This is a genomic window from Mannheimia kashgarensis, from assembly GCF_041807705.1.
In the GTDB taxonomy this organism is placed as follows: Bacteria; Pseudomonadota; Gammaproteobacteria; order Enterobacterales; family Pasteurellaceae; genus Mannheimia.
In genome coordinates this window covers 43,113-58,071 of record NZ_JBGTYY010000007.1, presented here as the reverse complement: position 1 = coordinate 58,071, position 14,959 = coordinate 43,113, and the positions used below count along the sequence as shown (strand labels likewise).

The 14,959-nt window shown below is 38.5% G+C and carries 13 protein-coding genes and 2 riboswitches; of the genes, 8 read left to right on the top strand and 5 right to left on the bottom strand.

The features are described 5' to 3' along the window. Window positions 1–226 precede the first annotated feature (226 nt). Window positions 227–601, top strand: a complete 375-nt coding sequence (locus ACERCF_RS04975) for a hypothetical protein (protein ID WP_373624835.1) — start codon at window positions 227–229, stop codon at window positions 599–601. Next, window positions 594–1,253: a DUF805 domain-containing protein gene (locus ACERCF_RS04970; protein ID WP_373624834.1), complete on the top strand. Its 660-nt coding sequence runs from the start codon at window positions 594–596 to the stop codon at window positions 1,251–1,253. The genes ACERCF_RS04975 and ACERCF_RS04970 overlap by 8 nt, the downstream gene beginning before the upstream one ends. A gap of 55 nt (window positions 1,254–1,308) precedes the next feature. Here the strand turns inward: ACERCF_RS04970 and ybeY are convergent, their stop codons facing one another. From ybeY to moaA, 5 genes are all read right to left on the bottom strand, one after another. Continuing rightward, on the bottom strand, window positions 1,309–1,791 hold the full coding sequence (gene ybeY, locus ACERCF_RS04965) for an rRNA maturation RNase YbeY (protein WP_373610898.1): 483 nt from the start codon (window positions 1,789–1,791) through the stop codon (window positions 1,309–1,311). Between the two features lie 17 nt (window positions 1,792–1,808). Next, window positions 1,809–2,264: a molybdopterin synthase catalytic subunit MoaE gene (gene moaE, locus ACERCF_RS04960; protein WP_373624833.1), complete on the bottom strand. Its 456-nt coding sequence runs from the start codon at window positions 2,262–2,264 to the stop codon at window positions 1,809–1,811. A 1-nt stretch (window position 2,265) separates the two neighbouring features. Beyond that, window positions 2,266–2,511, bottom strand: coding sequence for a molybdopterin synthase sulfur carrier subunit (gene moaD / locus ACERCF_RS04955; protein WP_373610897.1), 246 nt, complete (start codon window positions 2,509–2,511; stop codon window positions 2,266–2,268). After that, window positions 2,504–2,980 carry a cyclic pyranopterin monophosphate synthase MoaC gene (moaC, locus tag ACERCF_RS04950; RefSeq protein WP_373610896.1) on the bottom strand — a complete coding sequence of 159 codons (477 nt, stop codon included), beginning with the start codon at window positions 2,978–2,980 and terminating at the stop codon, window positions 2,504–2,506. Before moaC ends, moaD begins: the two co-directional genes overlap by 8 nt. A gap of 494 nt (window positions 2,981–3,474) precedes the next feature. Next, window positions 3,475–4,500, bottom strand: a complete 1,026-nt coding sequence (gene moaA / locus ACERCF_RS04945) for a GTP 3',8-cyclase MoaA (protein ID WP_373624832.1) — start codon at window positions 4,498–4,500, stop codon at window positions 3,475–3,477. Then, window positions 4,489–4,643: riboswitch (molybdenum cofactor riboswitch) on the bottom strand. (Overlaps the previous gene by 12 nt.) Before the next feature lie 160 nt (window positions 4,644–4,803). Between moaA and ACERCF_RS04940 the strand changes: the two genes are divergently transcribed. The 6 genes from ACERCF_RS04940 (at window position 4,804) to ACERCF_RS04915 (ending at window position 14,923) form a co-directional block, all read left to right on the top strand. After that, on the top strand, window positions 4,804–6,543 hold the full coding sequence (locus tag ACERCF_RS04940) for a LuxR C-terminal-related transcriptional regulator (RefSeq protein WP_373624831.1): 1,740 nt from the start codon (window positions 4,804–4,806) through the stop codon (window positions 6,541–6,543). A gap of 165 nt (window positions 6,544–6,708) precedes the next feature. Beyond that, on the top strand, window positions 6,709–7,824 hold the full coding sequence (locus ACERCF_RS04935) for a NapC/NirT family cytochrome c (RefSeq protein WP_373624830.1): 1,116 nt from the start codon (window positions 6,709–6,711) through the stop codon (window positions 7,822–7,824). 4 nt (window positions 7,825–7,828) lie between these two features. Beyond that, window positions 7,829–8,015: riboswitch (molybdenum cofactor riboswitch) on the top strand. 18 nt (window positions 8,016–8,033) lie between these two features. After that, window positions 8,034–10,520 (top strand): trimethylamine-N-oxide reductase TorA, encoded by a 2,487-nt coding sequence (torA, locus tag ACERCF_RS04930; protein WP_373624829.1) that lies wholly within the window; start codon window positions 8,034–8,036, stop codon window positions 10,518–10,520. 151 nt (window positions 10,521–10,671) lie between these two features. Continuing rightward, window positions 10,672–10,875 (top strand): DNA methylase N-4/N-6, encoded by a 204-nt coding sequence (locus tag ACERCF_RS04925; protein ID WP_373624828.1) that lies wholly within the window; start codon window positions 10,672–10,674, stop codon window positions 10,873–10,875. Between the two features lie 38 nt (window positions 10,876–10,913). Beyond that, window positions 10,914–12,275, top strand: coding sequence for a site-specific DNA-methyltransferase (locus tag ACERCF_RS04920; protein ID WP_373624827.1), 1,362 nt, complete (start codon window positions 10,914–10,916; stop codon window positions 12,273–12,275). A gap of 14 nt (window positions 12,276–12,289) precedes the next feature. Further along, complete coding sequence (locus ACERCF_RS04915) at window positions 12,290–14,923, top strand: DEAD/DEAH box helicase (RefSeq protein WP_373624826.1); 2,634 nt, start codon at window positions 12,290–12,292, stop codon at window positions 14,921–14,923. Window positions 14,924–14,959: the final 36 nt, after the last annotated feature.

Here is a 14,959-nt window from a genome sequence, read left to right as displayed (position 1 = left end):
ATGTAGAATTATGTAAGTATACATAATTCTACATAAACAATAACAGATAAATTGAATGTAAATTTTTCTACTAAAACAACCGCTGGTGAGTATTTTTTATATAGCCCACCATTATGATGATTTTTCATTTGAATAAAGTTTGCTCACGAACAGATAGTACTATCTGTGTTCTTCCACTTGACAGTGGAAGAACAATTAATACTGACTAACATTTATAGGATTTTATATGGCTGGAAAATGGAACTATAAAGAGAGTTGTGAAAAAGCTATCTTAGCTGATTATGAAGAATGTACCGATGAGTATGCTTATAACGGCTCTTATTTTATAAAAGATGACAAAATTTGGATTCACGATTTGGAATCTTTGTGTGAAAAAATGGGCTTTACGACCATTCAAGAGATAAAGGATGCTGGTTATGCCTTCGATGATTGGCTTAAATATAAGGATTTGACAACCTCTCAAATGGAAGCTCTATTGGCTGAGGAAGAAATGTTAGATATTTATGCAGAAATCGGTGGAAACGGTTTTGATAATATTTATCTAGCAGACGGTATGTGGCTAACGCCTGAAGGTGAATTAGTGGGTGGAAATAATGCGTAGATCACGATTAAATTATATCTTTTGGTCAATAGTCAATTGGGTTTTCTTTTTTATAGTAACAACCATACTTTTCAATAAAGTATCCTATTATGATTTTTCTTCTAGGCTGGAATATGAAGGAACAATATGGACTTATACTATTATTATGCTTATTATGCTAGTAGCTCAATCTATAATGATGATCTCTCTTTCTAGAGATAGATTAAAAGATATGGGAAAAGATCCTATATGGTCTTGGGCTGTTATTCTGCCATTTGTTTGGTTATATTTTGCATTTGCAAAAGGGACGGATGGTGATAATCAATACGGCAAATCGCCCAAAGATCTTCGTGCAGAGAAAAAAGTGCAAGAAGCAGAGCAACAGGCATTGACTAATCCAACAGATATTGATTTAGTGCTGCAAAATATGGGGCAGTTCTGTAGTCCGCCTATTGGTAGAATTGAAAGTATCAATTTCCGAATAAGTGAAGAAAATGAACGTTATTTTTATGCAATTCCGCCAGAAAGCGTGAAAAAACTTCGTCAACGTTTGGAAATTTTAGCCAAACGATTACAAGATGATGAAGATTCTTATGGTTATTTATATGCAGAAAGACGATTTTATATTGGTGATAAATTGATGTTTTCTTGGTCAAACGAAGTGAAAATCTAATGTGTAAGTCGGGCAATTTTGCCCGACTTTTCTGTGTTGGGCATAAATGCCCAACCTACATTTTCTCGCTTAAATACGGATCTTCATACCCCAACGCAATCATAATTTCGGTTTCAAGGCTTTCCATTTCAATCGCTTCATTTTCTTCAATGTGATCGTAGCCGAGTAGGTGGAGCGTGCCGTGTACGCTTAAATGAGCCCAGTGGCTTTCCTCGCTAATTTGCTGTTCTTTGGCTTCTTTTTCCATCACTTGTCGGCAGATAACCAAATCGCCCAATAGTGGCATTTCTATACCTTCAGGCACTTCAAACGGGAAAGATAGCACATTGGTTGGCTTGTCTTTACCACGATAAGTTAGATTTAGCTCGTGGCTTTCTGCCTCATCGACAATCCGAATGGTAATCTCACTTTCAGGGAAATCATCAGTTTTTGCCTCAACTGCAAGGGCTTTTTGTACCCAAGTATAAAATTGTTGTTCGCTTGGTAAGTTTTCGGTATTTTCGCAGGCGATCTGCAAATCAATATATAAATTTTCCATTGGTTACCTTTTGCAAATTATTGCCACTTTTGGACCGCTTGTTGATCGCTCTCACGTCCTTCAATCCAACGCTCGCCCTCTTGGGTTTGCTCACGCTTCCAAAAAGGTGCCTTGGTTTTGAGATAATCCATAATAAATTCATTAGCGTGATAAGCATCGCCTCTGTGAGCAGAGCTTACACCCACTAACACAATCTCATCGCCTGTGTTGAGTTGTCCAATTCGGTGAATCACTGCAACACGTTGTAAATCCCAACGGTTTCGGGCTTCATCAACAATTTCTTGCAGGGCTTTTTTCGTCATTGTAGGGTAGTGCTCAAGAAATAAACCCGACACATTATCGCCTAAATTCATTTCACGCACTTTGCCGATAAAAAGCGTAGTTGCCCCAACACTATTGTATTCACTGAGCCAACGATAGATTTTGTTTTGGTCAAATTCAGCTTCTTGTACTTCAATCAATGTAGCGTGCATTTTAGCCCCCTGTTACAGGTGGGAAAAATGCCACTTCATCGCCATCTTTAATTGCTGTTTCAAGCGGGCAGATGGTTTGGTTGATTGCAACTAACAGTTTGCCTTTTTCTAACGCTAATTGCCATTTTTTACCTTGCTGGCTTAAATGTTCACGCAGTTCTTCTGCAGTCGCAAATGTTGGTTCAACCTCTAACATATCGGTTGCCACAAGCTCTCGCACTTGGGCGAAAAATAATACCTTAATCAACGCTAAAATCTCCCGATTTTCCACCGCTTTTACTCAGCAGTCTGACATTTTCAATTACCATATCTTTTTGTACCGCTTTGCACATATCATAAATTGTTAATGCTGCCACACTTGCTGCGGTGAGAGCTTCCATTTCCACGCCTGTTTTACCCGTTAGTTTACATAGGCTTTCAATACGCACTTGATTGGTTTCAGGTAAAGCTTCAAGCTGAACTTCGGCTTTAGAAAGTAATAACGGGTGGCAAAGAGGAATAAGCTCCCACGTTCTTTTCGCTGCTTGAATGCCTGCAATACGAGCGGTTGCAAATACATCGCCTTTATGATGATTTCCGCTCACAATCATTTGTAGCGTTTCAGCGTTCATTCGCACAAAGGCTTCCGCACGGGCAATTCGTACGGTTTCTTGTTTCATTGAAACATCAACCATATTAGCTTCGCCATTTTGGTTGATATGGGTGAATGTTGTCATTTGTTTGTCTCTTTGAATTTGAATTTGATTGAAAAATTAATATCGAGAGTTTTTTCTTGTTACTTTTCTTTGCTTCGCCAAAGAAAAGTAACCAAAAGAAAGGCGACCCCAGATTTTCCTTATCCCTTCGCTTGTTGCTAACTTTTGGGACGAACTTTTCAAACTCGCCAACTTCGTTGGCTCAAACACGAAAAGTTGTCCTCAAAAGTTGACGCAACCGCTACAGCGGAAAATAGGGGGAGCAGGTGCACTATTTAAGATTTTTTACAAGTTTTCAGTGAAAAATAACCGCTTGTAACGCTCCAATTACTCCCTTCTGAACCGCCTGAGCGACTTTGAATTTGTAGGAAAAATTTAGTGTTTGAGCCAACGGAGTTGGCGAGTTTTAAATTTTTTCGTTAAACAAATTCAAATAAAGCGAAGGTAGCGGTGAAGTAGGGTGTGCTTTCTTTGGTTACTTTCTTTGCACAAGCAAAGAAAGTAACATAAAACTCTTAACCACCGATACTCGCCAAATTATTCCTAACCCCACTATCCCCAATATGCAAATAGTGGTGTTCTCGCTTGCCTTGTAAGGCAGATTTTAGCCGTGTTTCAAGCTGTAATTGTTGCTCATCACTTGCCAGCAAATCACGAATATCAATCCCTTCTTCACCAAATAAGCACAGATGCAGTTTACCGAGGGCGGAAACACGCAAGCGGTTACAAGAGGCACAGAAATTTTTCTCGTAAGGCATAATTAAGCCGATTTCGCCTTTAAAATCAGGGTGAGAAAGCACTTTTGCCGGGCCGTCAGACATCGCTTTGGGTTGTAATTGCCAGCCTTCTTGTAATAAGCGGGTCATTACCGATTGCCCGGAGAGATGCTGAGCTTGAAAGAAAGTATCCATTTCGCCGGTTTCCATCAATTCAATAAACCGCATTTGAATCGGCTTGTCTTTTATCCAAGCGAGGAATTTATCCAATTCAGGGGCGGTATACTGCTTCATCAGCACCGCATTAACTTTAATTTTCTTGTAGCCAATTGCAAAGGCTTTATCAATACCGTTTAAAATCGATTGCAGCTTGTTTTCGCCTGTAATGAGTTGAAATTGGCGAGTATCTAAACTATCCACACTCACATTAATATCGGTAATGCCTGCTTGTTGCCAAAGTTCGACATCACGTTCCATTCGATAGCCATTGGTGGTTAAGGCAACTTTGCGAATGCCAGCAGTTTGAGAGATAGTATGAGCAATTTCAACGAAATCTTTGCGTAGGGTAGGCTCTCCGCCTGTAATACGGATTTTCTCTGTACCTAAATTAGCAAAGGCTTTAGCGATACGTTGAATTTCATCAACACTCAGAAATGTTTGCTTATGCGAAGGCGGTTTATAGCCATCAGGCAAGCAATAGTTACAACGGAAGTTGCAAACATCGGTAATAGATAGCCTTAAATAGGTATATTGACGCTGAAAACGATCAACAAGCCCAGAAACCATCTCATTACCCACGTTTTTAATTGGGATAATAGACTGCATTTGACACCTTTCTAAACACGAGAGGACAACCCATTTCTAAGTTATCCTTTGAACAGCAATGCTGTTACTGGCATAAGTTCCATATCAAAAATTTGTCTTTAATTTTTAGAGTTAGGAAATAATGCTCGGAGTCTTAAATAAAATTGGTTTTATTGTAGGGGGAGAATGCTGATTAAGCAAGGGGTATATAGTGGTATATTTTAATAGTAAGTTGTAACTAAATCAGGTTGGTTTGATTTATATCATTTTTTGGAATAGTTAATTTTGTTATTTTAGCGTGGCAATTTTTACTTAGGAAAAAGAATGGCTGAAAATAATCAATGGTCTTGCTTGATAAATAAGCAGGGCGAGATTCTAGAATGGGAAAATAAAGCAGGGGTAGCGTATTTAACGCAGTTAGAACAACTCTGCCTCTATGCTCGAGCATTTCTCTATTCAGAACAAACTTCATTATCTTTTTTCTATTGCTTGCCTACTCAGCATTGGCTAAAAGTTCTGTTCAAACGCCATCAAGATTTTGCACTAATACACGCAGAGCAGAGCAAATTACCGTTTGAACTCAGTAAACGAGAAATTGAGTTATTAACCTTAGTAAGTAGTGGACTTAGCAATGAAGAAATTGCAAATGAATTGAATATCAGTAAGCGCACTGTTGATAAACATATTGAAAATATTTTTTCTAAAACGAAAACAGAAAGTCGAACTTTACTGGCTGTTTTTGCCATAACCGAGCATTTAATCTGCTTGCCAACACCAGGTAAATTAGCACAATCTTTTCTTGCTACCTTTAAAATCGAACAACTCGCTTTGCAAATTGCAAACAAAAAACAACCGCTTGCAATGGATGAGCCTGCCGCTTTTTCGATTAATAATTATAGCCATCGTCCTATTATTTTTGGCGTACCTTATGTGGAGCAAGGTATTGGGCAAATTGATACCAAAGAGCTGTTAAATGGCACTCAACTTGCGGTAGAAAATATAAATCGACAAGGTGGTATTAATGGGCGAGAGGTGCAAATTGCTACAGCTGGTTTTTGTGTAGAAGATAAATCCAGCATTTTGAAGGCTTACAATGCGTTGTTAGATCAAGAAGTTGATGCGATTTCTACCGCCTATGCGTGTTATTTGCCTGAAATTCACGAACTGATTGCAACCGAAGGCATTCCCTATTTGCATATCGCTACTCATAGTGGTTCAAATAAACTTGCACAAAATTTGTCAAATAAGCGTATTGAGAATATGTTCCAGGTTTGTGCAAGCGATGTTACTTACAGTTTGGGGATTTTAAATTTTCTACAATATTACCGTTATTACTATGCCGATTTTGTGCAAAATAAAACGGTAATGATCGTGAGCGTAAAATGGCAAAAAGTGGATATTGGTATCGATAATTTAACGCACAATTTGCATAAACAAGGTTGGAATGTTGAATATATAGAACTAGAGCAAGATCCAACGATTTATCAACATTTGATGACGCAAATTCATAATGTCTCGCCATCGATTATTGTGCTTGCCTCTTATTTTGCAGAGGATATTGTTCATTTTTATCAAGCCTTTATTGAAAACCCTACTAATGCAATTATTTACAGTATTTACGCACCTTCTGCATTTTTACCGCACGAACAACCTTGTGAAGGGGTGTTGTGGAGTACTAATAGTGGACTAAGCGATAACTATCTAGGACGGCAATTTTGTCAATGCTATGAGCAGTTATTTGAACGAAAACCGACCTATTCACAAGCCAGCATTGCTTATGATCAAGCCAATATTTTAGCCAATGCTTGGAAGCAAAGTGTATCTCCTCGCCATTTTAAAGCGGTGTCAAATATTATTCGTCAGCAGCCACATTATGGCGTAAATGGCACTTATTATTTTAATACAGATAGCCAAATTGGTTTAACTTACCCAGAAACAAAAGACTTATCCATTAGCTTGCCACAGCTTATCTATCAAATTCAGCAAGGCAGAAGTGCAGTTATCGCGCCAGAGCTATTTGCAGATTCACAATTCGTATTACCAGCTTGGTTTTCTTATAAATGATATTGGGGGAGAGTTATCTCCTTTTTTTATTTGTTATTTTTTGCCTTAGATCAAACTTCATTAACTCTTTTGAGTTAATACGCATTTTTACTTATTGTTTATACCTCTAATGAATTAATAGAATGTTTTCGTCTTTAATTTTTAGCGTTTTTAGTGGGGGTAGTTATGTCTAAGATGAAAAAAATAGCGGCTTTTGTTGGCGTTATGGGGCTGGGGGCAATTTTATTGGGTGGTTCTCAATATGCAATGAAAGCCACAAATTCAACTGAATTTTGTGTTAGTTGCCATTCAATGACTCATCCGCAAGCGGAATGGGAAGGAAGCGTGCATTTTTCCAATCGCAAAGGTATTCGTGCCGAATGTTCAGACTGCCACGTTCCACAAGATACCTTGCATTATGTAAAAGCAAAAGTAATAGCATTAAAAGATGTGTGGCACACTTTTGTGACTAACAAATTACCCGATCAGGAAGCGTATGAAGCTCATCGTCTGGAAATGGCTCAACGAGTGTGGGAAGAGATGAAAGCAAATGATTCTATGACTTGCAGAAGTTGCCATAGTTTTGATGCTATGGTGTTGTCAGATCAAAAAGAATCTGCTCAGAAGATGCACAAACTTGCACAAGAAACTAACCAAACTTGTATTGATTGCCATAAAGGTGTTGCTCATTTTATGCCAGATATTCAATTAGATAATGTCGCAGCAGCAGGAGAATTATCAAAACATGGTGCAGAATTTACTACCAGTGATAAAACGCTTTACACGCTTGCGATGACCACGGCTCAACTTCCACAAGGAGGAGAAGTTCGGTTATTGCCTTATGCTGAATTACATCAGTGGAAAGAAGAAGGGGAGCAAGTAAAAGCGACAATTAAGGGCTGGCAACAAGAAGGAGCAGAATCTGTTGTATATATGGATTTAGGTAAACGCATTATGGTGGCGTTATTACCTGATGAGGCTCAAAGTAAAGTGAATATCGTAAACACGGTTTTTGATAATGTGACTAACTCGAATTGGAAAGAAATTAATGTTGAGATTATTGCGCCTAAAACTGCAGTAACCGCAAATATTATGGCATTAAATCAATTTGGAGATAATTTGAATCAAACACATTGTAGTGGTTGGCATGCACCTATCGGAGCAGGTCATTACACGGCTAATCAGTGGATTGGGGTAGTAAATTCAATGAAAGATCGAACATCAATGTCTGCAGATGATGTCAGAGCGGTCACTATTTATTTACAACGTAACGCTAAAGATATTGCAGGTAGTTCACATTAATTTTTAACTTAGAGGATACCGAGCTTGTGAACCTAAGTCTCTATGTGGGATATGGTAGCAAGCCGTAAAGATGCAAAACAAGCGGTCGTTTTTTGCGAAAATTTTGCAAAAAGATCTAGCAACTTTACCAATGGATAAGCGAGAAATGGTTTATCCACTCGACTTCAGAAAGGTGTCTATTTTTAACTTAACTTCAAATGAGGTTTATTATGAAAAAGCAAGACAATATTGACGTAAGTCGTCGTGGTTTTCTAAAAAAATCATCACTTAGCTTAGCTGCCGGTGCAGGTTTTTCAACCGGTACCACAGGGGTAGTGGGTGCATTAGCATCAACGAGTGCAAAAGCTGCTGAAATGAATGCGGTTCTAACTGCCGCTCACTGGGGACCATTAGCCGTTGTGGTTGAGAACGGAAAAGTGGTTAAATCTGATTCGGCTATTGATATTTCTGTGCCAAATGAACTGCAGCACGTTGTGGCAGATCAAGTTCACGGCGAAGCTCGTGTGAAATATCCGATGGTGCGTAAAGGCTACTTAGAAGGTAATAAAGATACAACCTTACGTGGACGTGATGAATGGGTTCGAGTTTCTTGGGAGAAAGCCTTTGAATTAGTTCACGGAGGAATAAAATCAGCCCGTGATACGCACGGTGCAACCAGTATTTTTGCAGGCTCTTATGGTTGGTATAGCTCAGGCTCATTACACGCAGCACGTACATTATTACATCGCTATATGAACTTAACCGGCGGTTTTGTTGGGGTAAAAGGCGATTATTCGACCGGTGCAGCTCAAGTTATTATGCCACACGTACTTGGTACTATTGAGGTTTATGAGCAACAAACCAGCTGGGAAGTTTTACTTGAAAGTAGCGATATTATCGTGCTTTGGTCAGCAAACCCATTAACAACGCTACGTAATGCGTGGACATCAACCGATCAACAAGGTATTGAATACTTCAAAAAATTTAAAGAAACAGGTAAACGTATTATCTGTATTACGCCTGAACGTAATGAATCTGCTGAATATCTAAATGCAGAGTGGATACCAGTAAATACAGGCACTGACGTTGCATTAATGTTAGGTGTTGCACATACTTTAGTGAGTGAGGATAAGCACGACAAAGAATTCTTGAAAAAATACACTACGGGTTATGATAAATTCGAAGAATACCTTTTAGGAAAAAGTGATAATCAGCCAAAAGATGCAGAATGGGCAGCGAAAATTTGCGGTGTGCCGGCAGAGAAAATTAAACAATTATCCGCTGATTTCTCCTCTAAACGTACGATATTAATGGGTGGTTGGGGTATGCAACGCCAACGTCACGGTGAACAAACTCACTGGATGTTAGTTACTCTAGCTTCAATGTTAGGACAAATCGGATTACCGGGAGGCGGTTTTGGGTTAAGTTACCATTATGCAAATGGTGGTGTGCCAACGGCAACCGGTGGCATTGTTGGTGCAATATCGGCAAATGCTAGTGGAGATGTGGGAGAGAAAACGTGGTTAGATGATACTTCAAAAGCTTCTTTCCCATTAGCCCGTATTTCCGATGCGTTACTGAATCCGGGTAAAACCATTCAATACAACGGAACAGAAATTACTTATCCGGATATCAAAGTCATTTACTGGGCAGGTGGTAATCCATTAGTTCATCATCAAGATACGAATACGATGGTAAAAGCGTGGCAAAAACCAGATTTAATCATAGTGAACGAATGTTATTGGACACCAACTGCTCGTATGGCAGATATTTTATTACCAGCCACAACGAGTTACGAACGTAATGACTTAACAATGTCGGGCGACTATTCAATGATGAATATCTTCCCAATGAAACAAGTTGTTGAACCACAATTTGAAGCGAAAAGTGATTATGATATTTTTGCGGAGCTTTCTAAACGTGCGGGTGTAGAAGATAAATTTACCGAAGGTAAATCGGAAATGGATTGGCTCAAGGGCTTCTACCAATCAGCCTTTGACGCAGCTCGTAAAAACCGAGTGATTATGCCGAATTTCGATAAATTCTGGACAGAAAATAAACCAGTCACCTTTAAAGTTAGTGATAAAGCGAAAAAATGGGTACGTTATGAAGAATTCCGCAACGATCCATTACTCAACCCACTTGGCACACCATCAGGTAAAATTGAGATCTTCTCTGATGTTGTTGCAAAAATGAACTATGATGACTGTAAAGGACACCCAACTTGGATGGAACCGGAAGAGTATGCAGGTAATGTAACCGCTGAAGCACCGTTGGCTTTAGTTACACCGCACCCATACTACCGTTTACACAGTCAGCTGGCTCATACCTCTCTGCGTAGTAAATATACGGTAAAAGATCGTGAACCTGTCTTAATTCACAAAGAGGATGCAGCCGCTCGTGGCATTGCTGATGGTGATATTGTGCGAGTATTTAACGCTCGTGGTCAGATTCTCGCTGGAGCAGTAGTAACTGATGGCATTATCAAAGGAACAGTTGCTATTCACGAAGGGGCTTGGTATGACCCAGCAGACGCAGGTCAAAGCGACAAACCATTATGTAAGTTTGGCTGCCCTAATGTATTAACCCGTGATGAAGGCACATCAAAACTAGCACAAGGTAACTCTCCAAATACGGCGATAGTACAAGTTGAGAAGTTTACCGGTAAAGCGCCGGAAGTAACTGTCTTTAAAGAGCCTAAATATACAGAGGCTTAACGGCAAATAGTGACAAAACAAAAGCACAGAGTAAACTCTGTGCTTTTTTCTTACAAGCGGTTATAATTATTCAATTTTTTGCAAAATTTTCTATTTTTTTAACCGCTTGTTACAGTTACAATAATGCATTTTTATCTTTCAGGTGCATTTTATGACAACCCTTACTTGGTACGGCAAAGAAGAAGCCGTAAAAAAAGCCAAACAAACCCCATATTGTCTATTGCGTGAGTTGCCGGATTTTTCGCATAATATTGCCCGACAGCCGACAGCCGACAGCCGACAGCCGACAGCCGACAGCCGACAGCCGACAGCTCAGCTTCTGCTGAAACCTTATCTGATGTCAAGCAAAATTTAATTATTCAAGGCGATAATTTATCAGCCCTAAAATCCCTTTTGCCCTTTTATGCCGGGCAAGTCAAATGTATTTTTATTGATCCTCCCTATAATACAAAATCTGCATTTACCCACTACGATGATAATTTAGAGCATTCCGTTTGGCTTTCAATGATGTATCCACGTCTTGAAATTCTGCGAGAGTTACTTGCCGAAGATGGTTCAATTTGGATCACGCTTGATGATAACGAAAGCCACTATTTGAAAATTATGCTTGATGAAATTTTCGGGCGGAAGAATTTTGTGGCGAATGTGGTATGGCAACATAGTATTCAAGGAAAAAATGACTCTAAATTATTATCTATCCATCATAACCAATTATTAGTGTTCAGAAAAAGCGACAGTTTTCGACGTAATCTATTGCCAAGACAAGAGGAGCATAATATTAATTATAAAAATCCAGATAATGATCCTAGAGGAGCTTGGCGTTCAGGAGATTTTAGAAGTCCCAATTTAAGAGAAAATTTACGTTATGATATTGTTACACCTAATGGAAATACTATATCGCCTCCAGAAAAAGGTTGGCGTTGGAGTAAAGATACATTTTTTGAAAAAGTTAAAACAGGTGAAATTTCTTTCATTGAAAATGAAACAAAAGTTTTAAGAAAGATTTATTTGTCAGAACAAGAAGGAAGAATTCCTGAGACAATCTGGTTTGGTAAAGAAGTGGGAACAACAAGAGATGCAAATAATGAAATAAAAAATATTTTTAATTCAGCATTCTTTGAAACCCCTAAGCCAGAACTCTTAATTCAACGTGTTTTGCAGATAGCCACATCAGAAAATGATCTTGTTCTCGATAGCTTTCTTGGCTCAGGTACAACTGCAGCAGTTGCTCATAAAATGAACCGTCGTTATATCGGTATTGAGATTGGCGAACATGCTAAAACCCATGTTGTCCCAAGGTTGAAAAAAGTAATTGAAGGTGAGCAAGGCGGTATTTCAAAAGCAGTAAATTGGCAAGGTGGCGGATCATTTCGCTTTTGTGAGTTAGGCGAGGAAGTATTTGACGCATTCGGTTCACTTAATCCGAACATTCGTTTTGACGATTTAGCCGCCCATATTTGGTATTTAGAAAATCATTTCCCTTTGCAAAAAAACAGCGGAAAATCACCGCTTGTCGGCACTTTCAACGGCAAAGCCTACTATTTGTTATATAACGGAATTTTAGGTGATAAACGTCCGCAGAGTGGTAATGTTCTGACACGAAAATTAATGACGGAGTTACCATACTTTGCTGAATTTATTCAACAGGGAATGGATATTGTGGTATATGGCGAAGCGTGCCGTTTAGGAGAAGTGCAGTTAGCTGAAAAGAAAATTACATTTAAACAGATTCCGTATGATGTAACAGCGCGTTAATAGTGGGAGAAAAAATGAAATTAAAAAATTACCAAAATGAAGCATTAAACCGTGTCAGCCACTATTTTCCGGCTTGCTTGCAATCTGATGCAAAAACCGCTTTTAGCCAAATTCAACCTGAATATAGTTACAAGATCCCAAGTGAACACAGCAATTTGCGTGATGTGCCTTATGTTTGTGTACGAATTCCAACCGGTGGCGGTAAAACATTGTTAGCCTCGCATAGCATCTCCCGTATTGCAAAGCAATATTTGGATTGCGATTTCCCTGTTACTTTATGGCTAGTACCTTCTCGCACAATTAAAACCCAAACTGCAGAAGCGTTGAAAAATCCACAACACCCTTACCGTGCGGCACTTGATAAAACTTTTAACCGAGAAGTAATGGTTATTGAGTCTGAAGATTTTGATTTACTTCGCCCACAAGATTTTGGTAATAAGGCGATTGTAATCGTTTCTACTATTCAAAATTTTCGGGTAGAAAATCAAGATGGGCGAAAAATCTATGCTTTTAATGAAAAATTAACAGCTCATTTTGAGCGTTTACCACCCCATATTCAGGCAAATTTAGAAAAGATTTCCACTACTGATCTACAAGAGAACGGTTTAACCTACAAACAAACGGGCAAAATTAAGTGTTCTTTTGCAAATTTGTTGCGAGCTTATCAGCCTTTGGTCATTGTTGATGAAGCACATAATGCTCGGACTTCACTCTCTTTTGATGTGCTATCTCAACTTTCCCCATCAGCTATTTTAGAATTTACTGCTACGCCAAACACAGATAGAAAAACAGGGAGTAATGTGTTGTATCACGTTTCGGCAAGTCATCTAAAATCAGAAGAGATGATCAAATTACCGATTGTGCTGACCGAACATCACAACTGGCAGCAAGCAATAGATGGCGCAGTAATTAACAGAGGAGCATTAGCACAAAAAGCACAGTATGAGAGCGATTATGTTCGTCCGCTTGTGTTGTTCCAAGCTGAGCCGAAAAACGGCAAAGTAACAGTAGAAGTCTTAAAACAGTATTTAATTGATGAATTAAAAATTGATGAAGAAGAGATTGCCATTGTTACGGGTAATCAGCACGAATTAGATAATATCGATTTATTTAATCCACAATGTAAGATCAATTACATCATCACGGTTGAGGCATTGAAAGAAGGGTGGGATTGCCCGTTTGCCTATATTTTTTGCTCGGTGCAAAATGTTTCCTCAAGTAAGGAAGCGGAGCAGTTGTTAGGGCGAGTATTGCGAATGCCTTATGCTAAACGCCGTCAAATTGAAGATTTAAACCGTGCTTATGCTCATCTTTCCTCTAAATCGTTCGGCGAAACGGCTCGTAATTTACAAGATAAATTGATTGGAATGGGGTTTGAAGCATTAGAAGTAGCTGAAATGCTCCGCATTCCACAACAAGAGAATTGGATTAGTGAGAATGAAGGGGATTTATTCTATACGCCGACAACAGTTTTAGCATTAACACAACTTCCTATAATGATGGATTTAAGCGAAGCAGAACGTTCTCAACTCAAAATTACCGAGCAAGAAGGTAGCATTTTAGTGCAAGTAAAAGGTAATTTAAGTGAAAAGTTAGAAAAAGCCTTGATCCAAACTGCAACCGGTAAGAAAAAAGAACAAATTGAGCAACAATTACAAATTCACCAAAATAGAGTTGAAATATTCGCTTCTCCTGCCGAAAAGGGTGAAATATTTAAAGTAATACCTCAACTTTGTATGAATATTCAAGGCGAGTTAGACTTAGCTGATTCACAAGTGCTATTAGATTACCAGAGTTGGAGTTTATTGGATTACCCCGCCAAACTTGATGGCTTTAGATTACAAGAGAATAGCCAAAGTTTTGAAATTGATGTGGAAGATAAACGGGTTTCTTACCATTTTAATCAACAACTTAGCTTTTCTGATGATTGGCTGGAACTAACCGAGCAAGATTTTATCCGTTGGTTAGATAAACAAGTGCGTTTAACGGATATTCCTCAACCTATAATGTTAAGATTTTTGCAATTATTGATTTCAGATTTACTGAAAAATGTAGAAATCACTTTAACGCAGTTAGTTCAACATAAATTTGCATTGGCTCGGGCTATTTCAGATTTGATTAATCGTTATCGGGCTTTAGCTCAAAAAAATTGCTATCAACAAACGCTATTTGGTGATAATGAAGAAGTAGAAATCTGCCTAAATGAGCAGTATCAATTTAGTTTTACACCAGAAAAACTAGCACCACAACCGCCTTTTTATGTAGGACGTTACAAATTCAACAAACACTATTTTGCTCAAATTGAAGAGTTGAAAGCAAGTGGGGAAGAATTTGATTGTGCCGTTGCGATTGATTCATTGCCTCAAGTGAAATATTGGGTAAGAAATCCTGTAAAAAGAGGGTTTTCTTTACCATTAGCTCATCAGAATTTTTATCCTGATTTTATTGTAGAGCTTATTGATGGTCGAATTCTAATTGTGGAATATAAAGGGGAACAATTAAAAAGTAATGAAGATTCTAAAGAAAAAGCCTTAATTGGCAATCTTTGGGAGAAATTAAGTCAAGGAAAAGGCTTATTTATTATGGCTGTAAAAAGCGATGAAAATGGTCAAGATGTTAGAACACAGCTGCTAAATAAATTAGCCTGATTTGCAAATTTTATGCAAAATATAACCGCTTGTAGA

Coding starts and splice junctions, on each gene's coding strand:
- ACERCF_RS04975 (WP_373624835.1), top strand. CDS start 227: ATGGCTGGAAAATGGAACTATAAAGAGAGTTGTGAAAAAGCTATCTTA.
- ACERCF_RS04970 (WP_373624834.1), top strand. CDS start 594: ATGCGTAGATCACGATTAAATTATATCTTTTGGTCAATAGTCAATTGG.
- ybeY (WP_373610898.1), bottom strand. CDS start 1,791: ATGGAAAATTTATATATTGATTTGCAGATCGCCTGCGAAAATACCGAA.
- moaE (WP_373624833.1), bottom strand. CDS start 2,264: ATGCACGCTACATTGATTGAAGTACAAGAAGCTGAATTTGACCAAAAC.
- moaC (WP_373610896.1), bottom strand. CDS start 2,980: ATGACAACATTCACCCATATCAACCAAAATGGCGAAGCTAATATGGTT.
- moaA (WP_373624832.1), bottom strand. CDS start 4,500: ATGCAGTCTATTATCCCAATTAAAAACGTGGGTAATGAGATGGTTTCT.
- ACERCF_RS04940 (WP_373624831.1), top strand. CDS start 4,804: ATGGCTGAAAATAATCAATGGTCTTGCTTGATAAATAAGCAGGGCGAG.
- ACERCF_RS04935 (WP_373624830.1), top strand. CDS start 6,709: ATGTCTAAGATGAAAAAAATAGCGGCTTTTGTTGGCGTTATGGGGCTG.
- torA (WP_373624829.1), top strand. CDS start 8,034: ATGAAAAAGCAAGACAATATTGACGTAAGTCGTCGTGGTTTTCTAAAA.
- ACERCF_RS04925 (WP_373624828.1), top strand. CDS start 10,672: ATGACAACCCTTACTTGGTACGGCAAAGAAGAAGCCGTAAAAAAAGCC.
- ACERCF_RS04915 (WP_373624826.1), top strand. CDS start 12,290: ATGAAATTAAAAAATTACCAAAATGAAGCATTAAACCGTGTCAGCCAC.